Here is a 24382-nt window from a genome sequence, read left to right as displayed (position 1 = left end):
GAAGGAGAAATGCCCTTTTTTATTTGGATTTCCTCAACGTTGTAAAAAATACGTATTTGTGGCAGGACCCCTATAAGCAAAGGTAAGGAGGCTAGTAGACTCTCCCCCTGAACTTTACTCCTAATAAATAACAGACTATTGTACGATTTAAATGTTCCACGATATAATGGTGAGAGTTTTGTGCCTGAATAAATTTTTTTATAAGCAGTGAGGTAGAGTATGAAAAAAACAACCACAGACATCATTTTTATCATTATTGGTGCCTTTCTTTTTGCAATAGGTGTTAATGTATTTGTTATTCCGAACGAGCTTGGGGAAGGCGGGGTAACTGGTATCACAATTATTACCTACTATTTATTTGAGTGGTCACCAGGTTTAGTTAACTTAATTCTGAATGCGTTTTTGTTAATTATTGGTTATAAATTTTTGAATAAGGTAACAACGATTTATACCATTATTGCAGTGGTTTTTAATTCGCTTTTTCTTCATCTGACAGAGGGCTGGAATATTGCTTCTGATGAATTGATGGTGAATGCCATTTTTGGAGGTATCATTATTGGGGCTGGGATTGGCTTAATTATTCGGGTTGGCGGAACAACAGCAGGTACTACCATCTTAGCAAGGATTACACATAAGTTTTTAGGATGGAGTATTAGCTATGGTCTATTGTTTTTTGATTTAATCGTTGCTTTTTCATCTTATTTTATCATTGGTGCAGAAAAGCTGATGCTGACAATTATTATGCTATATGTAGGAACGAAAGTGATGGAATTTGTAATCGAAGGTTTGAATCCGAAGAAGGCCATTACGATTATTTCTGATAAACCGAATGACATTGCCAAACAGGTGACTACATCTATGGACAGAGGGGTAACCGTATACTCTGGTCATGGTTATTACACAAAAACCCCAAAGGAAATTCTTTATATTGTTATTAGTAAGCAAGAAGTAATAAAGTTGAAACGAATTGTTCAATCTACTGATCCGAATGCTTTCATCGCTATACACGATGTTCGTGATGTGTTCGGAGAAGGATTTATTGATATTTCTAAAGCATAATAAGAAGCTGATTTAAAAGAGTTTAAATTTGAAGTGTTGGTATTAGATAGATATCTACCTGTTTTAATTACTAATCTACAGGTAAAGTTAGCCCCTTTTTAATGCCTTCTTTTTTTTGACAATACTTCTGCAAAAAAGTTGTCTCGTGGATGTAGATTACCTGAAGGTTTAACTGAAGTTATATAACACCATATATTAAAAATTTGGTTAATAATTGTTTATTTCATGAAAGGGCACAATTCTGCAGTAAAAATTGTGCTCTTTCTTTATGTATAGGGCCATTTTATTGAATAACTTCCTTTAATAAAACTGGATATTTATGTTAAAATACAAATGAGATTCTGAAGGGGTGAACTTAAATCAACTCGCAGGTTAGTTGAAAATCAGAGTGTTTGGAATGAACATAATAGAATGGTAAAAATTTACACATTTTTAACTTCACTCGATTTTATATTAGATAAGAAATCAATTGCTGAAGAAACGTCCGATTGGAAAAAATTGAAAACAAAATATTAATAGAATTTAACTTGAGGAGGCTATCAAAATGAAGGTTTGCTCGTTTTTGCCCGCCGCTACTAATATGATTTATGAAATGGGACTAGAAAGATATCTGAATGGAGTCACATTTGAATGTCCATCGGATAAACCAAAAGTTGTACGTACCCATCTCGAGGGACGTAATCTTTCAAGTGCAGAAATTGAAACTTTTGTAACAGAATCATCAAATATGGGAAAAAGTTTATATTATGTTGATATGGAATTATTATCAGAAATAGCACCTGATCTTGTGTTTACTCAAGATGTATGTGACGTATGTCAAATTAGTACCTCTGTTGTTCAAAGAGCCATTGGATCCCTTAAAAAGCAACCAAAAGTGGTACCATTAATACCGCGAAGGCTACGGGATGTTTATCAGAATGCTCTAACCATTGCAACGGAGCTTGGAGAAGAAAAGATTGGGCTTGATTACTTAGCTTCCTTACAAAAGAGAGTACATGCAATTACTGACAAACTTCGTGAACATCAAGTAGAACCAAAAAGAGTGATGATTATGGAATGGTTAGATCCCATTTATAATTGTGGGCATTGGATTCCTGACCAAATCTCTTTGGCGGGTGGAGTGGATATGTTGTCAAATCCTGCAGGTTACTCTGTAGTGACTCCTTGGGAAAAAGTACGACAATATGATCCAGAAGTATTGGTTATTGCACCTTGTGGTTTTCAGGTGGAACGATCGATACAGGAAATCGATCAGCTAACAAGTAAACCGGGGTGGAGCGAATTGAATGCAGTAAAAAACAAAGCAGTCTATCTTGCAGATGCAGATTACTTTACAAGGCCAAGTACCACATTGGTAGACGGAATTGAGTTACTAGCTGCCCTCTTCAATCCACAACTGTTTGATATTCCAGAAACATGCATGAAAAAGGTTGTAGCTATTTCAGATACAGAATTATCATGGGTGTAAGTGATAATTCCTCAACAAGGATTTGGTGGGTTTCCTTTAGTAAAAAATCAACATTAAGCTTTAACATGCCATAGTATAAGAAAAAGTTGTTGTGTCGTAGATCGAACATACTGTTTAATAAATTTAAACTTTTTATTCCGTAATCGGGCGCAATTCTGTAGCAAGAATTGTGCTCTTTTTTATGTTAAGGGCCAGATTATGGAGGAACACACTTGAAATATAATAGAGATTGTAAAGGAATGTACTTAAGCTAACTGGGTGCGTTCGTTGAATATCTTAATTTTTTATTTCAAAATAGATGTATGTCCGTTTCAGATTTATTTATTTATTCATATCCTCGTAATACCAGGGAGGAGATGAATAGCATTGTCTAATGATGAATTAATTTGTCAAGAGTTTGCTAGAATTATCGGCGGACAAGAGGGTTTTGCAGGTGGAAAATGCGTAGCAACCATAAATCGAAATGACATAAAAGTAATAATTTTAGGAAAACGTTTCAGAGTAACCTCTTCTTTCTCATTTGAATCAAGAAATAATCAGACTAGACGAGCATTGTGCCTAGGTAGGGTAGCACTCTTGCAAAAAGAAGTTGAGAATTTTGTTGCTTCCATTCTTAAACAAGGGATAATAGTTTCATCAATACACAATGAGTGGCTTTTTGATAATCCGAATTTGATTTACGTTAATATCGAATCTGTTGATGATCCATTAGTTTTTGCAAGGAAGGTCAGAAGAGCGTTAAGGAGATAAATCGCGCAAGAGTTGAAGATCGATGAATTGATCTACAGCTCTTTTTTCTTACTGCACTAAAGAAGCAGGTTAGCTCAATAAGAGGGACACTATGTTATGAAATATCAAAGGATACCATTTTTTATTGTCCTAAAGGGGCAGTTTACTTGAATAAGCACGATTTTTTTAGCGGGTATCATTAAATATTTGGGTTATTTCAACGTAGTGTATTTATCTTAATTTACACGAATATTAATTTAATTGGAAAGGTTCATGAAAACCGACGGTTAGGAGGGATTGGCTTGGATGTAATTGGAAAAGGAATCATTCGTAAAGACGCTTGGGATAAAGTGACAGGAGATGCGAAATACACAGATGATTACCAGTCAGTCGGGATGCTCTCTTGTACCAAGATCATCAGTCCATATGGGCACGCTAGGATCACTGCGATTGACACGACAGAAGCACAAAAAATACCGGGAGTTAGGGCAATTATCACAGGAGACCATTTTCCACTCACAGGTGAGGCTATTCGCGACCGCCCGCCGATTGCTGTCGATAAGGTCCGTTATCACGGTGAAGTTGTTGCCTTAGTTGTTGCTGATAATCCTTCACAGGCTAAGAAAGCCGCTGACCTTGTGAAGGTGCAATATGAATTATTACCTGTGGTAAATTCACCTACACAGGCATTCCAAAGGAATACTCCACTCGTTCATGAAAGGTTAGGTGAATACAAAAAGGAGGAAGATTCAAGCCCGGTCCCGGGAACAAATATTGCAAACCATATAAAAATTCGCAAGGGCAATATGGAACAAGGTTGGTCTGAGAGTGAGGTAACAGTAGAAGCAAGCTATTCCTTTGCCCCATCAGATCATGCCGCAATGGAAACGAGATGTTCAACCTGTGAGATTTCACGCGATGGAACAATCAATATAATGACCTCATCTCAGGCACCTTATATGGTCAAAACGCTGATATCGGAATACCTTGGTGAAGATATAGGGAAAATTGTTGTTCACACGCCGTTTGTTGGAGGAGGCTACGGTGGAAAAGCGCCCGTTCAGCTTGAAATACTCGCGTACTTAGCATCGAAGGCTGTTGGTGGCCGACCCGTAAAGGTTTTTAATACGCGTGAAGAAGATATCATTACATCTCCATGTCACATTGGTTTAGATGCAACTGTTAAAATTGGGGCTGACCGTAACGGAAAAATTAAAGTTATGGAAATCCTTTTTTTGTGGGATGGGGGAGCTTATTCGGATAAAGCAATTGATGTAACGAGATCTGGGGCGGTCGATTGCACAGGACCCTACAATGTGGAGAATGTATGGTGTGATTCATACTGTATGTATACCAACCATCCGTATGCCTCCCCTTACAGAGGATTTTCACATTCCGAGCTTACGTTTGTGATTGAAAGAACAATGGATTTACTCTCACAAAAACTGCAGATGGATCCGCTGGAACTTAGGTTTTTAAATGCCATTAGGCCAGGAAATACAACACCGACAAGGGTTCCTTTAAATAAAAGCAATTTAGGGGATTTACCACATTGTATTGAGAAAGTAAAACATTTAATGAAATGGGACGAAGGGCCGGTTAAAGAGATAGATGAACGTTTTGTTAGAGTAAAAGGCGTGAGCTGCAGTTGGAAAACGTCAACGATTGATGCCAACGCTCCCTCCGGTGTTACTTTAACCTTTAATCGAGATGGTAGTATCAATTTAATGTCAGGCCTTATTGAAATTGGAACTGGAACTAAGACTGTGCTTGCTCAAATTCTCGCCGAGAGACTCAAAATGGATGTCGATAAAATTCATGTCAGAATGGAAATTGATACCCAGACCATGCCAGAACATTGGAAGACCGTTGCCAGCAGGGGTACATTTATGGCAGGCAGGGCTACCTTAAATGCCGCAGAAGATGTGATTAACCAATTAAAAGAAGTGGCCTCATGTGTGCTAAGAGCACCGAAAGAAGATTTGGAAGTGGCAAATAGCCGGGTGTTTTTGAGGGATGATCCATCCATGGGTCTCGATTTTAAAGAAATTGGTTATGGATATAAGTATCCAAATGGTAACGCTATAGGTGGTCAAATCATTGGCAGAGGAAAATATATTTTACGTCATATAACATCTTTGGATCCCGAAACTGGAGCTGGGAAACCCGGTCCAGAGTGGTCTGTTGCGGCTTATGGTGTAGAGGTAGAATTTGATCGTAAAGATTATACGTATAGATTGGTTAATGCTGCAGCGGTGGTGGATGCTGGCAGGGTGTTGAATGAAAAAACCGCATTAGGTCAGGTTATGGGAGCAATGAGTATGGGGCTGGCATTCGCTGGAAGAGAAACATTTTACTTTGATGATTTAGGGAGGGTTTTGAATCCGCAGCTTCGGACGTATCGTCCACTTCGCTATGGAGAGAATCCTAATTACTTGGTTGGTTTTGTTGAAAATCCACAGATTGATGCACCATATGGAGCTCGTGGAATAGGAGAACTAGGTTTAATGGGAATGCCTGGGGCACTAGGGAATGCGTTGTCCTTAGCAGCTGGTGTTTCGCTTCATAATCTTCCATTAATTCCAGAATTGATTTGGAAAGCAAAGGAAAAACAATAAAGTTTATCCGATACAGTTCCATTTGAAGGTCGTCATATATGAGGACTGAGCAGGTTAGTTACAGCAAAGTAATTATGCCGCTTCTTGATCGCCTTTAGCAGTTACTTCACCAGCTGTTCAGTCTGGATATAAACTACCATCAAACTGTGCTAGTTCATCAAAGAATTGAACAGGAACCTTATAATCAATAACGAAGAGTCGAAGTTGCGACTCTTTTTCTTGTTCCACTAATAGGGGGCAGGTTAGTACAACAAGGAATTTCAAAAAAAAATACAAGATTATATTGTAAAACAGGCTAAAAGGCTGTGTAAAAACATGAAGGTTTCTTTAATTGATGCTATGGATAAGAATAGTGTAATTTATACGGGGATAGAGACACGAGGGAGTCACTTCAAAGAGAAACCGCATTACACGAAGAGTTTATTAGTTATTTATTTGATACCGAAGAGGAGTATTGAATTCGCCTTATTGAACGGGTGCAAATCTTCAATAAAAAAACGCTTTTTTATTATTCAGTAACGGGAGTTGAGCTGAAGATGCAATTAATGATCAACGGTGCATTTGACACCAAAATCGACATAAAAGAGTGGAAAATGAAATATTCCACTCTGTATAATTATTTATCTTTTAATCGGACGTTCAAGTGTTAGGATTTCATCTTCAAGAGAAGAAAATTGCTGTTCAACTACATGTTTAACATCCAAGACAGCAGCGTTGTAAAAGTGAGGAGCAAGCTTCTCCTTAATGAAATCTAATACCCTTTCTGCAGCAAATTCAGTTATTTCTTCATCTCTTTCTTGAGAAAAGAAATATTGGATGTCAGAAATCATTAATTCTTGTTGTTCTTTTTTTAGTTTAATAAACATTTGAGACACTCCTTAAATAGTTATTACCCAGTAACTATATATCTGAAAATCAAGAAATTAAAGGCTGTAATTTTATGAAAATATATGTACACGCATGACTCAAGCAGCTTCCTAATTTTAAACAGGACTATTATTATTGTGCAATTCAGAGAAAATGTGCAGCAAATAAGAAGGTGCTTCTTCAACTCTATAGGGCCAGATTAATGAAAGAAGGATTGTAATTACCTTTAGCGAATAAATAGAGATAACTGCAGTCTGAAGGGGAAAAAGGAGTAGAAACTTTGGAGAAGCTTGAATAATTGATTTCTTGGGTAGAGATCATAAATGAAAAAAATAAGAGTAGTGCTTTTGCATTGTATATTCTAAAGGACAATAAAGTGATATTGGAACACTACAATGGTTATCATTCTAATTCATTTGAAGCATCACCTATCACAGCATCTTCACGCTAATGGCAGCATTTTTTATAATAAAAATTTGTGAAAAATACACTTAAAGGGGACATTACTTCAACAATGGGGTAATGCTATTTTCTTATTCAAGTAACAAAGTTTAGTGTAATAAAATTTTATAATGAAAAAGTAAGAATTTAAGAAATCAGTGAATTTGGGGGAATGAAATATGAGTGGAATTGCAAAAACTCCTGAACCACCTTATTACGCAGTAATTTTTGCATCACAGCGAACTGAGGGTGACAGAGGTTATGGAAAAATGGCGGACAAAATGGTTGAGTTAGCTTCTCAGCAGAAGGGATTCTTAGGGGTAGAAAGTGCTCGTGATGGGGAGTTAGGAATTACAGTTTCATATTGGGACTCTTTAGAATCCATAAAAGATTGGAAGGAAAATTCAGCCCATAGAATGGCACAAGAAAAAGGAAAAATAGAATGGTATAAAAATTTTTCTCTTAGGGTTTGTAAGGTAGAAAGACATAAATTTTTTGAAATGTAATTAATTGTTTTACTTGTTTGTTTGCTAAGAAGGGAACTAGGGAAGAAATATTAGTACATTTTAATGATATAAATGAATATTAGTTTTTAACTTAGTTATAAGAATTAAAACAAAAATACTAAACACTATTACAATTTTGATGTAGTTTTTTCCATAAATAAAAATAAAATGTAAGGTGATTATATAGAAGTATTCAAAATAAAAGGAGAGAGATTCTTATGACTCAAATTGATGTAAATCAACTAAATCAAGCAAAAGCAAATGTAACACTCACACAGGACTTATTAACAAAAGCAATTGAAAAGGCAAATTCCGATCCTACACTCGCCCAGGAGGCGATTAAACAGGCATCAAACGAAATTTCATCTGCTTTAACCGCCGTAACACAAGTACAAAAGTCTTCTCAAGTCCAATCGACAGAGTGATTAAATAGTTTTTACCTGAGTAGCAGTTGTTGGATCATATGCCAGGGGTGATTATCAGAGCTGCTCACAAGAGTTGTAAATGACTGTCCTGACCTTGAAAAAATTACTCTTACAAACTACTATCTCAAGCATTTAAACCACCTTTTTCGGTCACATTTGAGAAAAAATGCACCGAGAAGTAAAGAAGGTTACCTCACTGCAAAGCAACTGAAAGTTGTTGAGTGGTATCAGCAAAAACGCTTAGAACAATTGCAAGAAAACTATATATTAAAGTGGATTTGATATGAAATTTTTTGTTACTTATAGTATAGCTTGGCATCAATTCCATATTAAGTACAATAAAATATTGCTTGATGGTTGCATTGATAAAGAAATTCGAAATAAATTGTTCCAAAAGATTGAACAACATAGTATTAAATCAAATGAATTAAGAAGCATGAAATGACTTTGCCTTAAGGAGGTAAGGTCATTTTTATTGCACAAACGGCTATCTTGTTGTATAGATGCTGTGCAAATGCGGCAGCTTTACTTCTTCAACTAACAGGCAGGTTCCTTAAACAACAGAAATGGATTTGGTGTAATGCAAAAAGCCCATTCATTTTGGCTTTTTCTTTATTTTGGAACAAGTTACAAAATATTGGACATAGAGATTAAACATATAGTATTTTTATTTTGTGTCACGAAATTATTTGGGAGGGATAATCATGGAATACCGTCGTTTAGGAAAAACAGGACTAAAAGTGAGTGAAATAAGTTTAGGCAGCTGGCTTACTTATGGTGGGTATGTAGAGGAACAAAATGCTACAGCTTCAATCGATAAAGCCTATGACCTTGGGATAAACTTTTTTGATACTGCCAATGTTTATATGCGCGGGGAAGCAGAAATTGTAGTCGGAAAAGCCCTAAAGAAGTTCGTACGTGATTCCTATGTTTTAGCCACAAAGGTATTCTGGCCAATGGGTGATGGGCCGAACGATCGTGGGTTATCCCGAAAACATGTAATGGAACAATGTCATGCGAGTCTAAAACGCCTGAACACCGATTATGTGGATATTTATTATTGTCATCGTTTTGACCAGGAAACGCCGCTCGATGAAACATTGCGGGCTTTAGATGACCTTGTACGCCAAGGAAAAGTATTATATATCGGGGTTAGTGAATGGACAGCTGAGCAAATTACTGAAGCAGTTCATCTTGCAGACAAAAAGCTCCTTGACCGAATTGTTGTGAATCAGCCACAATACAGCATGCTTCAACGGTATATTGAAAAGGACGTCATCCCAGTATGTGAAAAACATGGCATTGGCCAAGTCGTTTGGTCTCCTCTTGCCCAGGGTGTTTTAACTGGTAAATATCAGAAGGGTTCTCAGGCTCCTGCAGGAAGCCGTGCATCACAAGAAAAATTCAGTAATCTTTTTGGATTACTCACTGAGGATAATCTTGATAAAGTGGAATTACTAAAAGAGGTCGCCAAAGAAAATGACATGTCACTTGTCACCCTGGCACTATCGTGGATTTTACGACAACAAAATGTCTCCAGTGCTCTTGTAGGGGCAAGTCGCCCTGAACAGTTGGAGGAAAATGTAAAAGCATCAGGCGTAAAGTTAAATGCTGAAACCCTCGCTCGAATTGAGGACATTTTAAGATAAGGCTCTGTTAAGAATTTATTTTTTCTTTGAAAGATTAGGAAGAAACACCGTAGAATTGGTGTTTCTTCGTATTCGAATATCAATTAAATACCTTTTCACTGTGAGTTCTTGTTCAACTAAAGGGTGCAAGAATTGAAGAAAAGCAATACATTTTTTCAGCATTGCTTTTCTTACGGCCCTTTTTAAAAATACTTCCTATAAACTTAAAGTCAATAAATAGAAAAAAATACAAGAACCCTCACCCTGTCAATAAGGGGGAGGGTTCTTCCTTAAACCATCATTTCCAGTTTATTTACGTTTTTATTTTTCGGTTATTAAGTGGTTGGTAATTACTTTCGATTTTACTTTTAAAGATTTCTTTATCAGTAGATACTGTTCCATCTCTTTTATCAATTGAAATAATTGAGCCCTGGCCTCAAATTCCTCCCGTGATTCCGGGAGAGGTTCATCCTTAAATTGGGTCTGTAAATCATATAAACGAAATAACAACTGTTGTGCCGTGTTCCCCGGGTGAATATAACTGCTTACTACTTCAAGAAAATCTGCAATCATATACCTCTGTTTGACTAACGGTTCAATGGATGTCACGATCGGTAAGACCCGTTCAATAATTTCAAATTGTTTTTCACGTATTTGAAAATAATGATAAAAGTAATTTTCTGAACGTAAAAAATGATTCTCTACATTTCTAAACGCCAAACTTTTAGCTTCTTCCAGCAAGCCGGCCGTCTCCGTAATTTCATTCCCCATCCAACGGCTTTCATTTGTCCGTAAATAAGATACCATTTCCTCAAAAATTTTGCGAAAATTTTTCTCAATTTCTACTTGATACTGCTTTAGCTTGGAATCTAGACTTGGCATATACAAGTTGACTAGAAGGGCAGTTCCTATGCCAATGACAATAAGAGAGACCTCGTTTAAAACGATCCCCGTCGTTATTTGGTGCCCTGAGTAGATATGGAGAATGATGACGGAGCTCGTTACCACGCCCTCGGAGACCTTAAAAAGAACAGTAACCGGTATGAATAGCAAAAGTAATAATCCAATAACGAGAGGATGGTAGGCGATCCCTTCAAAGAATATAAAGGAAAAGCCAATGCCGAGAATACAAGCGATAAAACGGGCATACGCGGTTTTAAGGGATTTTTTCTTGGAGTTTTGTATACATAAAATCGTTATAATGCCGGCAGAAGCAAAAAAATCTAAGCCGAAAAATTGAGCAATGATGATCGCTGCTGCCGTGCCAATGGCTGTCTTTAATGTGCGATAACCGATTTTATATCTTCCCATGTCCTAACCTCTTTAATTCTTATAGTTTTATATAACCGGAGAAACATCGATTAAACAAAATAGGTCATAAAATTTCATCTTAACTTTTGTATTATACAGCCTTTTTTATCTTTTAGAAAACCTAACCTGGAATTATTAAAACTTTTATTGATTATAAATAAAAACTAACTGTTATAAAATCACCCATTGGAAGTTTAGTTTTAAATGTAATTATGATTTCGATAAAGTGGATGGTTGAATTTAAGGATAATTGGATGGTCATTAGATAAACTCCATATATTATAATTTTAAAAGTGATATTCCTAATAATAAGACAAATAAAATAGGACTTTAGTGGTCCAACTACAATCATTAATATATCTATATTTTATTCATAAGAGGTGTTATATGAAGATATTAATTACCTTGGTAATCGTTGTCATCTTAATCGCAATTATTTCAACATTATTTATCGCTGGAAAGGCTGACGATAATTATAGTAGTTCCACAAAAAGAAACACAACAAATTTGACGTTGATTTATGCTATTTCTATTCCACTAATTTTAATAGCTCTTGGAATATTTATTGTGTTTTTTACCTAATAAAAATGCCTATTGTCGTAGACGATAGGTTTTTTTATAATAAAAGATTTTTCCTGAAAAAAAAGAAGAATAATAAGATCACGAATAATCACTAAATAAGGAATGTTGAATATGGATTGGAAACCAGATCGAAACGCCAAAAAAGCTATTTATAAGCAGCTTGCAGAATTTATCGAAAATGGAATTGCAGATGGTACTTTTCCCCCTGATAAACCACTACCTTCCGAAAGAAATTTAGCTAAGGAACTTAATGTAAACAGAAGTACAGTGGTTGCTGCATATGACGAATTGGAATCAAATGGACTCATTCAAAGAAATAGGGGAAGCGGGACGACAATTAGTAAAGATATTTGGGGAATTACCAAGAAGCGTATACCGAGTTGGAACAGGTATGTCGAGGCTGGCTCGTTTTTACCAAATCAACCTGTAATACAAAGGATTCGAAAAGAAGCAGTAGAACATAAGTTGATCAATCTTGCGAGCGGGGAACTGTCGGAAGATCTTTTTCCTCTGAAATTCTTACGTGAGATTACCTCAACTAGATCATTTATTGGAAGCTTAGGATATGATCATCCACAGGGGAACGAGCTATTAAGGGGTACCATTACAAAGCATGTTAAGCAGTTTCGTAAAATTGAAACAAATCCTTCTTCTATTTTAATTACATCTGGAGCACAACAAGCGTTGCACTTAGTTGTTCAATGTCTGTTAAAACCAGGAGATGCAGTTGCTTTAGAGGATCCCTCTTACAATTACAATCTTCCAATATTTAAATCAGCAGGAATTAAACCGTATTATTTACCAGTAGGCAAGGATGGTATTGAACCGGATGATTTGCTGACATTATATAAAAAACACCGAATCAGAATGATATTTTTGAATCCGTCTTATCAAAACCCGACAGGAACTCTGCTTAGTGAAACTAAGAGGAAAGCTATTTTAGACATATCTTCTGAATACGGGATTCCCGTAGTCGAGGATGATCCATATAGTTTAACTTCTTTTACAGGAGAAGAAGTCTCAACATTAAAATCGATGGATATCCACGGAAATGTATTATATATTAGCTCCTTATCAAAAATCGTCGCTTCTGGGTTAAGAATTGGCTGGATTATTGGACCAAGACCGGTTATTGAAAGATTATCAGATGCGAAACAACAAATTGACTTCGGGCATGCAAGTTATACTCAATGGATTGCCAATGATTTTCTAGAATCGGAAAATTTCAATTCACATATCAAAGGATTGGTAAAGGAATTAGAGAAACGAAGGAATCAAATTGTCACCTCCCTAAATTATTTTTTAGCGGATCAAGTGGAATTTTTCATCCCTCAAGGAGGAATTCATCTATGGTGCAATGTGAAAAAAGACTATAATGAAATGCAATTGCTTGAGGAATCAATCAAAAGAGGAGTCATTTTTGTCCCAGGTTCAACCATGGGTTCTAAAAAGGGATTCGTCCGTTTTACTTTTGCAAGGGAAGATGAAGAATCCATACATGAAGGAATCAAAAGGTTTGCAGCTGCGCTTAAATTCCTTTAATGACAACTACTTTGTTGAAAATTTTAAGATTCTTAATCTATTAATTTTTAAAATAAGAGCTTGAGGTAAACCAGATATTTATCAAGGAGTAGATATGAAATGACATGGACGGCTGCTGTTATTATAGTGATTGGTGTAACTTTCAAATTATTAATGAGTCCCCCAAGTGCAGTTGTAGGTTGGGTTGTAAGCAAATTTGCACTACATCCACAACTTGATTCAAAAAATATTACAATAACATTTAATGGAAAGTACCTAGAAGAGGTGGAAAAAATTAGTTTGATTAATTATTTTAATGAGGCTAACTTTTTAAAAAAATATCCAATATTTCCAGGCAATGAGAAATTATTTCTACATCCAGAGACTAATGTTATTCCGTTTATTATAAACGTAAAAAGGAAGAAAAAAGAGGTAAATCTCTTCTTATATTGTTACAATGATCGCGTTGATGTAGTAAAGCAATGGAAGAAGAAAGTTGCTTCCTATAGTCTTAGTTCTGAGCATCTCCAAAAGTTAACTATTTCAAATAGTATAGACGTATAAAAGAAGCACATAAAACCAGACGAACTGACAATTGCCAGTCAGAAAAAGGTCTTTTGGAAGTGTTCTAAGGGTCATGAATGGAAAGTTGCCATATATAATAGGGTGTTATATGTAGGTTTTTAAGTGGTCTTTTTTAAGATGGGAGCTTTTCGCCGTATTTTCTTCGAAACATATCATTTGATTTGGACGGACCAGATGGCTAATATATTAATATCGCGAATTACCGATTTGGCGTGATTCTTTCAGATCATCTATCCAGCTTCCATTGGGATAGTGATAATCGATATAGAAAGAGGCAATGACATTGAAGCAGGAATTGGAACGCTTAAATGATGAACAAGCCGTTGAAATTTTTAAGGCATTGTCGAACCAGACGAGGGTGAGCATTCTTCAAATGTTAAAAGATCCCTACAGTCATTTTTCACCGCAAGCCCATATTTTTGCTGATGAAGGATTTGAAGGCGGGGTTTGCGTAGGGGATATCCGAAGCAAGGCCGGGATTTCGCAATCCACTACTTCACAGTATTTATCGATTCTGCTGCAAAGCGGGCTGGTTGAAATGAAGCGAATCGGACAATGGACGTATTATCGCCGTAATGAGGAGACGATTAAAAAGTTCGAAAAATACATCGGCACAAAAATTTAAGGAGAATTGAATTGAAGTGAGTTTATCATGGTTTCCCGGCATTGTGGCTTCGGGACGTTACGATTCAGAATTTGAATATTGATGATAATGGTCAAATGTATGATGTATGGATTTATTTGACCTATCTTGCGGCCCATACCAAGGATATTGCACTTGGAACGGCGAGTGTGGTTCTCCCGCTGCGCCATCCTGTCCGAGTGGCAAAGGAAGCATCATCTGTTGACCGGTTGTTTCCCGAACGCCTGATCATGGGAGTGGCTTCAGGAGACCGGGATAAAGATTTCACAGCTTTGGGAATATCCAAGCTCGAAAGTGAAGGGCTGTTTAAAAAGAATTATGCATTCCTTGAACGGCTGTTAAAGGAGGATAGTCCGACAATCAACAGCGATTTAGGCGTCATCGAAGGAACGGATATGAGAATGATCCCCAAGCCTTTTTCTTCGATTCCGACCATGGTGACAGGATTCAGCAATCAATCGATTGAATGGATCGCCCAGAATGGGGACGGCTGGATCCAGTACCCGAGGATTATCCCACAACAAACTCAATTGATTAACGAGTACCGCGAGTTGTCGGAAATTCACGCCCCAGGAGTGTTTAAACCTTTCACTCAGACTTTATTTATCGATTTATCGGAAAATCCCGATGCGTCTCCTGTTCCGATTCCGTTAGGATTTCGTGTAGGGCGCAAACAGTTATTAGAAATTCTATATCAATTTCAATCCATTGGTGTCAATCACCTGGCATTTGTATTGTATTTTTCAAAGCGCCCTCCCGAGGAAGTCATACAGGAGCTTGGAGAGTTTGTGCGGCCTTACTTTCCGACTCATGAAATTCCAGTATGAGATTAGTTTATAAAAAAATTAGATAAGGGAAGAAGATGAACTTATGTCTAAACATGCAAAAAAACTAAACGAAATTCCATTCTCGGTGCTTGATCTTTCACCGATAACAGCCGGAAGTACTCCAGCCGACTCTTTCCGCCATACATTGGAACTCGCACAGCTTGCTGAAAAACTTGGTTACAACCGTTTTTGGCTCGCTGAACATCATAATATGCCGTTTATCGCTAGTTCCGCCACTTCTGTGGTGATGTCCCATGTGGCAGCCGGTACATCAAAAATCAGGATTGGTTCAGGAGGAATCATGCTGCCGAATCACGCACCGCTCGTCATCGCTGAGCAGTTTGGCACTCTTGAATCATTATATCCTGGGCGAATTGACCTTGGTCTGGGGCGGGCACCTGGTACAGATCAGGGGACCGCTCGTGCATTGAGACGCGACTTGGGAAGTACCGGAGATGACTTTCCTGAGCAATTAGCGGAACTCCGCGGTTACTTTGATCCATCCCTGGCACAAGGGAACCCTATAAAAGCGATTCCAGGTGAAGGTTTGAATATTCCAATCTGGCTGCTGGGTTCAAGCGGCTTCAGTGCGCAGCTGGCCGGAGAACTGGGTTTGCCATTCGCGTTTGCCGCCCATTTCTCGCCACTTAACACTCTGGGTGCTCTACAGATCTATCGCAAGGCGTTTAAGCCTTCGAAAGTTCTCGATAAGCCGTATGCGATGGTGGCATTGAATATCATTGCATCAGAAACGGATAAAGAGGCAAAGCGCCTTTTTACAACAATACAGCAGCAATTTTTGAATCTGATGAGTGGCAACCTTACACCGCTTCAACCACCGGTAGATGACATATCCGAAGTGGCCACCAGCTACCAATTAAAGGCTCTCGAGCAGCAATTAGGCTCATCGATTGTTGGCAGCCAGCAGACGGTAAAGGACAAGCTGCATACATTTTTGGAGGAGAGCCAGGCTGATGAAATCATGGCCATTGCCCAAGTTTTCGACCACAAAGCCCGCCTCCGTTCGTATGAAATTCTGGCAGAGATTACAAAAAACGAAAGTTAAAAAGGAAGCAAGGGAAATCCTTTTGTGAATTTCTTAAAACGTTGACAACATGACCTGAAACCGCTAGATTTTACAGGATTCTTTAACAAAGGGGATTTATTGGATTATGGTGTATTTTAAAAATATAAAAATGATTAGAATAGGAGACATAAATTATGCAATGCAAAATTAACCGGAATGCTGCTAAAGTGCTGAAACAAATGTTGGAAAGTGAAGAGGCTGATGGGAAAATGGTTCGGGTATACGTTACACTGGACCATGGGGACCATGCCCATTACGATATAAAGCTTGATACTTCTACAGAACACGATGAAATTGTGAAAACAGACAAAGACATTGATGTTTTACTTGATAAAAGAGAACCGTTTTTAGATGGGGTCTGGATCAAGTATTTCTATGTGCCGCAAGCAGGATTTGACATCACGAATTCTTCCAAAGAGCATCACCATCATTAAACACGTGACAGAGCGATACTAAATATTTTTATACCCCCATATATCTAGCAGTAACATATACTAAACACAGTAGATTACTTGTATTTATTGTGTTAAATGGGAATAATACCACAATGCTTTTACAATTTTAAGGGAGCTTATCATAATGAGCAAAAAAATCGCTACACTAATAACAGACTTATTTGAAGATGTAGAATTCACAGAACCAGCACAAGCATTTAAAGATGCTGGTCATCAAGTGATCACAATCGACATACAGGCTGGAAAAGATATTACTGGTAAAAAAGGTGAAACAGTAAAAATAGATAAAGGAATTGGGGAAGTTAATCCTCAAGACTTTGATGCTTTACTAATTCCTGGCGGCTTCTCTCCTGATTTATTACGTGAAGACGACCGTTTTGGTGAATTCGCAAAATCATTTATACAAGAAGGTAAACCTGTTTTTGCCATTTGCCATGGCCCACAAGTATTAATTGATACAGACCTATTAAAAGGCGTCGACATAACAGGTTTCAAATCAATAAGGAACGATCTCAAAAATGCAGGTGCTAACTACAAAGATGAAGAAGTTGTGGTAAGCAATAATATTGTAACAAGCCGTTTTCCGGATGACATTCCTGCCTTTAATCGTGAATCCTTAAAATTATTAGCTGAATAATAGCGTAAGGTACTGAATAGTATCGTTTTAGAAATTAATATTTCACAATGAATTTCAATACAAAAAAGGTTTTAAGAAGGAAGGGTTTTTACTATGTCATTAAATGGTAAAAGAGTAGTTGTTTTAGGGGGTACTTCTGGTATTGGTTTAGCAACTGCCAAAGCGTTTCTCGATCAATCTGCTCAAGTGATTATTGCCAGCCGTTCTGTTTCCAAATTAAATGAAGCAAAACAAGTTCTTGGTGGCAATGTAGAAGGAATTGAAATCGATTTTCGAAGCGAAGAAAAAGTAGCAGAATTTTTCAGCAAGGTTGGAAAATTTGACCACCTTGTGGTAACAGCAGGAGAAGGCGCAATGGGGCACTTTAGCGAATTGCCTGTGGCAAGTGCTAAAGAGGCGTTTGATAGTAAGTTCTGGGGGCAATATATTACCGTCCGTTCAGCACTTCCATATTTAAACAATGAGAGCTCAATCACCTTAACCTCTGGTGTATATGGCGTTCGTCCTCCTCAAGGCGCTACTACGTTAGCGGCAATCAATTCAGCCATTGAAGGATTGGTTCGAGGACTTTCCGTAGACCTAGCCCCTATTAGGGTAAACGTGGTTTCACCTGGAATTGTAGACACTCCAATCTATGCTGGAATGCCAGATGATCAGAGGAAAGCACTGTTCAACGGTATTGCACAACAGCTCCCTGTTGGACGGATTGCAAAGCCGGAAGACATAGCTGAAACCTATGTATACCTTGCTAAAAATGGTTTTACTACTGGGACAGCTGTTCTTATTGATGGTGGAGCCCACTTAGTATAATGGCCTAAATGGATGTTGAACGGAAGCTTATCACCCTGCCAAGCAGCGGTTCTAACTAAAATAGAAATAAGGTAAGAATTAAGTAATTTACTGGTGGCAATACTGCAAAAGAGTATTGCCGCCTTTTTTGTTATTAGGTACATAAAAAGATACAAAAGGAAGTGTTGATTTTTAATGAGTGTACAGGACGAAAATAAATTAACAAAAATAAAAAATTCCCTTGAAAGTCGTGTAGTTACATTGCCTGATGGAACTTCTCTACCAAGAATAGGACAAGGAACTTGGTACATGGGAGAAAATCCTCAAATGAGAGAAAGGGAAATCAAAGCTTTACAACTCGGAATAGAATTAGGCATGAAACTAATAGATACGGCGGAAATGTATAGTGATGGCAATTCTGAACGCTTAGTAGGTGAAGCAATTAAAGGACGTAGAGATGACGTCTTTTTAGTATCAAAGGTGTATCCTCATCATGCAGGATTAGATATGATTGCCAAAGCGTGTGAAAACAGTTTAAATAGGCTGGGAACCGATTATCTTGATTTGTACCTTTTACACTGGCGAGGACGTGTGCCATTAGCAGAAACCATTGAAGGAATGGAAAAGCTACGCAAGGAAGGAAAAATAGTAAGGTGGGGAGTCTCCAATTTTGATACCGATGATATGAAAGAGTTATGGAACACCCCTAAGGGAAAAAATTGTATGACTAATCAAGTGTTATACCATCTTGGTTCAAGGGGTATAGATTATGATCTCTTACCATGGCAGCGAGAACATAACATGCCTATTATGGCATATAGCCCGCTAGCTCAAGGAGGTTCTTTAAGAAGACAACTGTTAACGGATCCAACCATTAAAGAGATTGCAGAAAAATACGCTGTACAACCCTTACAAATCGCTCTCGCTTGGACAATCCGTTCTAACAATTGTCTAGCTATTCCAAAAGCTGTTCAAGAAGAACATGTACTAGCAAATGCGGAAGCTACTATTATTGAATTAACAAAAGAGGATTTAAATAGACTTGATGAAGTATTTCCGCAACCGACTAGAAAAATGCCTTTGGACATTATATAGAAATTACTATAAGAGAGTATTTTTGTATCTTTCTGTCTTTTTGTCCTTGTATCACTGATACATATAGGAGAAGTTCGTACCAACTAAAAAAGCAGACCCAAACGGATCTGCTTCGTTTTATGATGGATTTGTTGACCATAATCCAGCTGTTTTTACGAATACTCTTGGATTAAATTTTAAACTAGCCACGACTAATTCTGCAAGGTCTTCTGGGTGCATCACGTTTTCTTCATTGCCTTTAACAAGATTTGTATCAATGGCTAAATCTGTAACGACCGTACTTGGTGTTAAAGCAGTAACACGGACATTATGTTTTCTTACTTCTAGCATAAGTGATTCTGTTAGCCCTAAAACAGCGAATTTAGAAGCACTGTAAGCACTTGTAACAGGAGCACCTTTTTGGCCAGCAGATGAAGAGATATTGATGATATCCCCTGATTTTCTTTCGATCATTCCTGGTAATACTGCTCTTGTTACATTATACACACCCATTAAATTGACTTGGATGATTTTTTCCCATTCTTCAGGTGTTAGTTCAAGGAACCCACCAAATTTAGCAACACCAGCATTGTTGATTAGGATATCAATTGGGCCTAAGTCTGATTTGATATGTTCAACAGCATGGGTAACGGATTCAAGATCGGTCACATCTGCTGTTGCTGCAGAAACCTTTACATCAAATTGTGCTAGCTCAGCAGCTACCTTTTCTAGATTAGACATATTTAAGCCGATTAGGCCTAAATGAACTCCTTCTTTTGCTAAGGCGATAGCAGTAGCACGTCCAATGCCTCTTCCTGCGCCAGTAACTATTGCAGTTTTTCCATTTAAAGAAATCATTTTTTCACTCCTAAAATTATTACAAATTGAAGTAGTACATTCTAACAGAAAGACCGCAATCTTGCATGGAAACAGCTTGCGGTCTTTCCTATTTAGAACTCGAGGAATAATATATTTATTCTAAGTTGGCGTGTCTACCGTACATCTTATTGGTATCCAAACCTTTTTTCTCCATGAACCGAAGAATCACAGCGTCGTAAAATAGTAAAAGTGTTTGCTCAAATAATGAGCCCATTGGTTGAATCGTCCTAAAATCACTCTCCGACTGATCTTTAGGTGAGCCAGGCAACTTAATTGTGATATCCGCTAATTGTCCAATAGTGGACTCAGGGAAAATGGTTACAGCTGCAATCGTCCCACCGATGCTTTTTGCTTTCCCAGCCATGGAAACTAAACCTTTCGTTTCTCCTGAACCTGATCCAATGATTAAGATGTCATCTTTTTCAAAGTTAGGGGTTACTGTTTCGCCAATCACAAAGGCATCAATCCCCATGTGCATCATTCGCATAGCAAATGATTTAGCCATAAATCCAGATCTACCTGCGCCTGCAACAAAGATTTTTTTTGATTCAAGTATCCCATTAACTAATTTTTCAGCTTCATCAATCGAAATTAAATCTACGGAGCGATTTAACTCTTTTATGATTTCAGCTACGTATTGAGTTGTATTCATGATCTGAATTACCCTTGATTAATCATTTTTTGCATTTTGGCAGCAGCAGCTTTTTTATCAGCTTGTCCAGTAATCCCGCCACCTACAATGACAAGGTCTGGTTGTACTTTGATGACTTCTGGAAGTGTGTCTAACTTTATACCACCTGCGATTGCAGTTTTAGCATTTTTTACAACACCTTTGATGGTTTGTAAATCTTCAAAAGAGTTCTTTCCAACAGCTTGAAGATCGTAGCCAGTGTGCACACAAATATAATCAACACCCATAGCGTCCACTTCTTTTGCACGTCCAGCAAGGTCTTTTACAGCAATCATATCAACAAGGATTTTTTTACCTTGTTTTTTCGCTTCTTCAACAGCACCTTTGATTGACATATCTTCCGCAGTTCCAAGTATTGTGACGATATCTGCACCTGCTTCAGAAGCTTTCATTACTTCATAACCAGCTGCATCCATGATTTTTAGGTCTGCTAATACCTTTAAGTTAGGGAATGCTTTTTTAACTGCTTTTACAGCATGAAGACCTTCGTTAATTACAACCGGTGTACCAATTTCAACGATATCAATATGTTCCTCTACTTCTTTTACCAGCTCAATTGCTTCTGGGATATTAACTAAATCTAATGCTAATTGTAATTCCATCTATATTCACTCCTATAATTTTTTTTTATTGTTGTACAGTGATAATATCTCCAAAGAGTAATAATACTTTTACAGTAAAATATCCTTATAGTGCATTATCTGTACCGGCCAGCAATAAGGGATATCATATTCTCCCGCTGAACAATAGCAAGTATACAACGTATATAACAACAATAAAAGTACGCACTTTTATTTTACATAGTGTTAAAAAGTATACTATAAGACAAACTGCTTAAAATAAAGGGAAATACAGTTGTTGGAACGCTTCCTCCACCAGTTAAGCCACTCACCTCAGCTTTAAATTGTTCCATCATTCTTTAACCCCTTTCTTGAACAGCAGAATTGAATTATATATTCACTGTATATATATAATGTATGGAAGTATATTACAAGTACAGACTTTTATTTCATATAGTGAAAAAAGTATACTGTGGGTTATAATAAATATGGAGGTGATGTGAAATGTCGCGAATGCAGGATAAGATGTTTAATTGTGAAAAAGAATTAACTCTTTCTGTTATCGGTGGTAAATGGAAGATGCTTATATTATGGCATCTAGGAAAAGAGGGAACGAAGCGATTTGGTGAACTGAAAGCTCTTATGCCAGGGATCACGCAGAGAATGCTAGTTAATCAATTGCGAGAACTGGAAGAAGACTTGATTGTAAAACGCGAAGTCTATCCCGTGGTTCCTCCAAAAGTAGAATACTCCCTTACTGAACAAGGAAGAAGCTTGATGCCGATTCTCGATGCTATGTATAACTGGGGAAAAGATTATATGGAAACTGCTGGGTTGAATCCTTTAGTAAGACAAGAGTCGATTAGGTAAATTTTAACTGGTAATCTAAGGTTGACTCCGGCCAAGGGGGTCAGCCTCTTTTCATGATAATTTAATAATTATTTTTAGTATTTTGTAATGTCTCAAAATAAAGCTGATAATTAACTTTTATTTTCATTTTTCCCAAAGCGGCTAACCATACCTTTTCGTTGATGGGTTTGGAAAAGGGGCTAAGGGTGTGTGTCCCAATTTGAAGAGCCACCTTCAGCTCTTGCATTTTTTTTATGAGGTCCGTAGTTTTCATTTCTAATTCAGTTTCAATTTCCTTATTAAGCTGCATCAGTTCATACTTATGCTGTTTTGTTTACACTTTTTTCGCCTTTCTCTTCAGTAATATTTTCTATATATCGAGCAATGAATGAACCTATAAGTAAGGACCAAACCGGCGCGCTGATACTTAGAATTGTAGTGCCGGATAAACTAATAATAAAGGCAAATACAGTGCTAGTTTTTATTGAATGCTTCGAAAAAGCCTGATATAAACTATTTCCGAACACATTTAATAAAGAAAATCCAACAATTATGGAAATAAACTCTTTTGGCAAGGTTTGAATAAGTGGAACCAATTTCCAGGAAAATAATCCGTAAACTAAAAGAAGAACACCAGCTATTACAGCCCCCATATATCTTTTTTCCTTTGGTCCTGCTTCTTTATCTGAACAGATTGCCGTTGCCATACCTGCGATATTTGCAGATTGACCTCCAAAAAAGCTAGTTATTAATGAAAATAACCCGCTAAAGGAGATAATTTTATTTATAGGAGCCCGATAATCATTTTGTTCCAATGCACCAATAGCAACCGCTATATCATTACTTAGAATTAGAAGAGTAAGAGGGATAGCGATTGAAAGGAAACTAGATGTATTAAAGTCAGGAAACTGAATTTTAGGCATAAACGCTGCTGAAGTACCTTCAATGCTATTCAATGGATAGAACAGGTTCAATACAATAAACCCGATAATAATTGCTGAAATAACAGGTGGAAACTTAAGTTTCCATCTCAAAAAAATCAAAAAGGTGATTAAAGAAATAAATCCAACAATAAATAGAGTGTTTATGGAAACAATAAAATTCACCATATAGTGGGTTATCATTCCTGCCAACATTGCAGAAATTATTTCTTTAGGCACTAACTTAATAAATTTTGAGAAAAAACCAAGAAATCCAATGATGCCCATTAGTAATGCTGAAATTAAATATGCCCCAATTAATTCATTAAAGGTAAACTGAGATGTCATCGTTGCTAAAAATGCTACACCCGTAAGTGTATGGCCTCCAACAATTGGTATTTTACTATACAAAGGAAGAATAATTCCAAATAACCCGCCAAATACGTAGACTGCAAATATCCATAAGATCGACTGTGTTGTATTGAAGTTTCCGTTTGAAGATGCTTCCAATATAAGCGCAGTCGGACCTGTTATGACGAATATTCCCGCAACCATACCTGCCGAAATATTTTTATGATTTAAGTCTTTAAAGATAATGGATTCCCCCTATTCCACATGTAATCTGTGTTTTCCCCTCTTTTGCTTATACAATATTTACCTTTTTGCGTTTTGCTCAAGTAGACCCATTGTATACTAATCTAATTTTATAAAGGATTATCAGTTTTTACATCATCCAATCATCAGTTTTTATTACCATCCATTTACATTTTTAAAAAAAGTTCCTATATCAGGAATGTATTCTATCTTTTTTTAGGAATGGATGGTTAAAAAAGAGTATAAGTGGATGATTAAAAAAATTTTAATTCCTTTATATTGTGTATATGAAGTAAACAACACGTTCTATTAATATTATAGGTTATTGTGTGAATGTGTTCACAAATTTTTATCTTTACCAGTCTATTTAATTATTCAAATGTTGTTAGATTTAAAACTAAATTGATTGTGGGGATTGGTTATGAACGAGATAAAAAAGAATTTGGATTAAAAAGGGTAATAAAACTAGCATCTAATGAGAATCCCCTCGGACCATCTCCTAAAGCCATTGAAGCAATCTCTGGTAGTCTTACAGGACTTAATCGTTATCCAGATGCACATGCCATTGAGTTGAAGAAGATTATTGCATCATGGAGTAGGCACTATAGCCATTAACACAACTGAATTAAGAATCGCT

At 37.0% G+C, this 24382-nt stretch carries 26 protein-coding genes and 2 pseudogenes; 21 read left to right on the top strand and 7 right to left on the bottom strand.

What is annotated here, in order from left to right:
* The first annotated feature begins 219 nt into the window (after positions 1-219).
* The 4 genes from QNN06_RS17155 to QNN06_RS17140 all read left to right on the top strand — a co-directional run bounded on the left by QNN06_RS17155 (position 220) and on the right by QNN06_RS17140 (position 5874).
* Positions 220-1059 carry a YitT family protein gene (locus QNN06_RS17155; protein WP_284035517.1) on the top strand — a complete coding sequence of 280 codons (840 nt, stop codon included), beginning with the start codon at positions 220-222 and terminating at the stop codon, positions 1057-1059.
* 544 nt (positions 1060-1603) lie between these two features.
* Positions 1604-2527, top strand: coding sequence for an ABC transporter substrate-binding protein (locus tag QNN06_RS17150; RefSeq protein WP_284035516.1), 924 nt, complete (start codon positions 1604-1606; stop codon positions 2525-2527).
* A gap of 366 nt (positions 2528-2893) precedes the next feature.
* Complete coding sequence (locus tag QNN06_RS17145) at positions 2894-3277, top strand: DUF1259 domain-containing protein (RefSeq protein ID WP_284035515.1); 384 nt, start codon at positions 2894-2896, stop codon at positions 3275-3277.
* Positions 3278-3558: 281 nt separating this feature from the next.
* Positions 3559-5874: a xanthine dehydrogenase family protein molybdopterin-binding subunit gene (locus tag QNN06_RS17140; RefSeq protein ID WP_284035514.1), complete on the top strand. Its 2316-nt coding sequence runs from the start codon at positions 3559-3561 to the stop codon at positions 5872-5874.
* Between the two features lie 620 nt (positions 5875-6494).
* Here QNN06_RS17140 and QNN06_RS17135 read toward each other — a convergent pair.
* Complete coding sequence (locus QNN06_RS17135; RefSeq protein ID WP_213119554.1) at positions 6495-6740, bottom strand: DUF2164 domain-containing protein; 246 nt, start codon at positions 6738-6740, stop codon at positions 6495-6497.
* 299 nt (positions 6741-7039) lie between these two features.
* Here QNN06_RS17135 and QNN06_RS17130 point away from each other — a divergent pair.
* From QNN06_RS17130 to QNN06_RS17115, 4 genes and pseudogenes are all read left to right on the top strand, one after another.
* Positions 7040-7189 (top strand): annotated as a pseudogene (locus QNN06_RS17130) (penicillin-binding protein); the annotation flags it as partial.
* A gap of 172 nt (positions 7190-7361) precedes the next feature.
* Positions 7362-7688 carry an antibiotic biosynthesis monooxygenase family protein gene (locus tag QNN06_RS17125; protein ID WP_213119555.1) on the top strand — a complete coding sequence of 109 codons (327 nt, stop codon included), beginning with the start codon at positions 7362-7364 and terminating at the stop codon, positions 7686-7688.
* 218 nt (positions 7689-7906) lie between these two features.
* Positions 7907-8113, top strand: a complete 207-nt coding sequence (locus QNN06_RS17120; RefSeq protein ID WP_213119556.1) for a hypothetical protein — start codon at positions 7907-7909, stop codon at positions 8111-8113.
* Between the two features lie 704 nt (positions 8114-8817).
* On the top strand, positions 8818-9762 hold the full coding sequence (locus QNN06_RS17115) for an aldo/keto reductase family protein (RefSeq protein WP_217036902.1): 945 nt from the start codon (positions 8818-8820) through the stop codon (positions 9760-9762).
* A gap of 300 nt (positions 9763-10062) precedes the next feature.
* Here the strand turns inward: QNN06_RS17115 and QNN06_RS17110 are convergent, their stop codons facing one another.
* Positions 10063-11052 carry an aromatic acid exporter family protein gene (locus QNN06_RS17110; RefSeq protein ID WP_284035513.1) on the bottom strand — a complete coding sequence of 330 codons (990 nt, stop codon included), beginning with the start codon at positions 11050-11052 and terminating at the stop codon, positions 10063-10065.
* Positions 11053-11439: 387 nt separating this feature from the next.
* On the opposite strand from QNN06_RS17110, the gene QNN06_RS17105 reads away from it, so the two are divergent.
* The 11 genes and pseudogenes from QNN06_RS17105 (at position 11440) to QNN06_RS17060 (ending at position 19273) form a co-directional block, all read left to right on the top strand.
* The gene (locus QNN06_RS17105; protein WP_284035512.1) at positions 11440-11634 is read left to right on the top strand and encodes a hypothetical protein; all 195 of its coding nucleotides are present in this window, start codon (positions 11440-11442) and stop codon (positions 11632-11634) included.
* Positions 11635-11745: 111 nt separating this feature from the next.
* Entirely contained in the window at positions 11746-13176 is a 1431-nt protein-coding gene (gene pdxR, locus QNN06_RS17100) for a MocR-like pyridoxine biosynthesis transcription factor PdxR (protein WP_284035511.1), read from the top strand.
* A 99-nt stretch (positions 13177-13275) separates the two neighbouring features.
* Entirely contained in the window at positions 13276-13719 is a 444-nt protein-coding gene (locus tag QNN06_RS17095) for a YfmQ family protein (protein WP_284035510.1), read from the top strand.
* 9 nt (positions 13720-13728) lie between these two features.
* On the top strand, positions 13729-13842 hold the full coding sequence (locus QNN06_RS31415; protein ID WP_481819264.1) for a zinc-ribbon domain-containing protein: 114 nt from the start codon (positions 13729-13731) through the stop codon (positions 13840-13842).
* 175 nt (positions 13843-14017) lie between these two features.
* A complete protein-coding gene (locus tag QNN06_RS17090; RefSeq protein WP_213119562.1) occupies positions 14018-14365 on the top strand; it encodes an ArsR/SmtB family transcription factor in 348 nt (115 codons plus the stop codon).
* Between the two features lie 38 nt (positions 14366-14403).
* Positions 14404-15210: pseudogene (locus QNN06_RS17085) on the top strand (LLM class flavin-dependent oxidoreductase); the annotation flags it as partial.
* 43 nt (positions 15211-15253) lie between these two features.
* Positions 15254-16276 carry an LLM class flavin-dependent oxidoreductase gene (locus tag QNN06_RS17080; protein WP_284035507.1) on the top strand — a complete coding sequence of 341 codons (1023 nt, stop codon included), beginning with the start codon at positions 15254-15256 and terminating at the stop codon, positions 16274-16276.
* Between the two features lie 155 nt (positions 16277-16431).
* Positions 16432-16731, top strand: a complete 300-nt coding sequence (locus QNN06_RS17075) for an iron-sulfur cluster assembly accessory protein (RefSeq protein WP_284035506.1) — start codon at positions 16432-16434, stop codon at positions 16729-16731.
* Positions 16732-16876: 145 nt separating this feature from the next.
* Entirely contained in the window at positions 16877-17389 is a 513-nt protein-coding gene (locus tag QNN06_RS17070) for a type 1 glutamine amidotransferase domain-containing protein (RefSeq protein WP_217036912.1), read from the top strand.
* A 93-nt stretch (positions 17390-17482) separates the two neighbouring features.
* Positions 17483-18199 carry an SDR family oxidoreductase gene (locus tag QNN06_RS17065; protein WP_213119566.1) on the top strand — a complete coding sequence of 239 codons (717 nt, stop codon included), beginning with the start codon at positions 17483-17485 and terminating at the stop codon, positions 18197-18199.
* 174 nt (positions 18200-18373) lie between these two features.
* The gene (locus tag QNN06_RS17060) at positions 18374-19273 is read left to right on the top strand and encodes an aldo/keto reductase (RefSeq protein ID WP_284035505.1); all 900 of its coding nucleotides are present in this window, start codon (positions 18374-18376) and stop codon (positions 19271-19273) included.
* A 117-nt stretch (positions 19274-19390) separates the two neighbouring features.
* Here the strand turns inward: QNN06_RS17060 and QNN06_RS17055 are convergent, their stop codons facing one another.
* The 3 genes from QNN06_RS17055 to hxlA all read right to left on the bottom strand — a co-directional run bounded on the left by QNN06_RS17055 (position 19391) and on the right by hxlA (position 21424).
* Positions 19391-20110 carry a 3-ketoacyl-ACP reductase gene (locus tag QNN06_RS17055; protein ID WP_284035504.1) on the bottom strand — a complete coding sequence of 240 codons (720 nt, stop codon included), beginning with the start codon at positions 20108-20110 and terminating at the stop codon, positions 19391-19393.
* 115 nt (positions 20111-20225) lie between these two features.
* Complete coding sequence (gene hxlB / locus QNN06_RS17050) at positions 20226-20783, bottom strand: 6-phospho-3-hexuloisomerase (RefSeq protein WP_284035503.1); 558 nt, start codon at positions 20781-20783, stop codon at positions 20226-20228.
* Positions 20784-20791: 8 nt separating this feature from the next.
* Entirely contained in the window at positions 20792-21424 is a 633-nt protein-coding gene (gene hxlA / locus QNN06_RS17045) for a 3-hexulose-6-phosphate synthase (protein ID WP_217036918.1), read from the bottom strand.
* Between the two features lie 462 nt (positions 21425-21886).
* On the opposite strand from hxlA, the gene hxlR reads away from it, so the two are divergent.
* Entirely contained in the window at positions 21887-22252 is a 366-nt protein-coding gene (hxlR, locus tag QNN06_RS17040; RefSeq protein ID WP_108669074.1) for a transcriptional activator HxlR, read from the top strand.
* A 61-nt stretch (positions 22253-22313) separates the two neighbouring features.
* Here the strand turns inward: hxlR and QNN06_RS17035 are convergent, their stop codons facing one another.
* Complete coding sequence (locus QNN06_RS17035) at positions 22314-22541, bottom strand: hypothetical protein (protein ID WP_213119571.1); 228 nt, start codon at positions 22539-22541, stop codon at positions 22314-22316.
* Between the two features lie 10 nt (positions 22542-22551).
* Positions 22552-23745: a benzoate/H(+) symporter BenE family transporter gene (locus tag QNN06_RS17030; RefSeq protein WP_284037938.1), complete on the bottom strand. Its 1194-nt coding sequence runs from the start codon at positions 23743-23745 to the stop codon at positions 22552-22554.
* A gap of 333 nt (positions 23746-24078) precedes the next feature.
* Here QNN06_RS17030 and QNN06_RS17025 point away from each other — a divergent pair, with 333 nt between their 5' ends.
* Positions 24079-24360 carry a hypothetical protein gene (locus QNN06_RS17025; RefSeq protein ID WP_249366810.1) on the top strand — a complete coding sequence of 94 codons (282 nt, stop codon included), beginning with the start codon at positions 24079-24081 and terminating at the stop codon, positions 24358-24360.
* The last annotated feature ends 22 nt before the right edge of the window (positions 24361-24382 follow it).

Origin of the sequence: Neobacillus sp. 114 (assembly GCF_030127045.1) — a bacterium.
GTDB classification, from domain to species: domain Bacteria; phylum Bacillota; class Bacilli; order Bacillales; family Cytobacillaceae; genus Neobacillus; species Neobacillus rhizophilus.
Note: the sequence above shows the minus strand (reverse complement) of the source record. Positions and strands in the feature narration are given on the sequence as shown.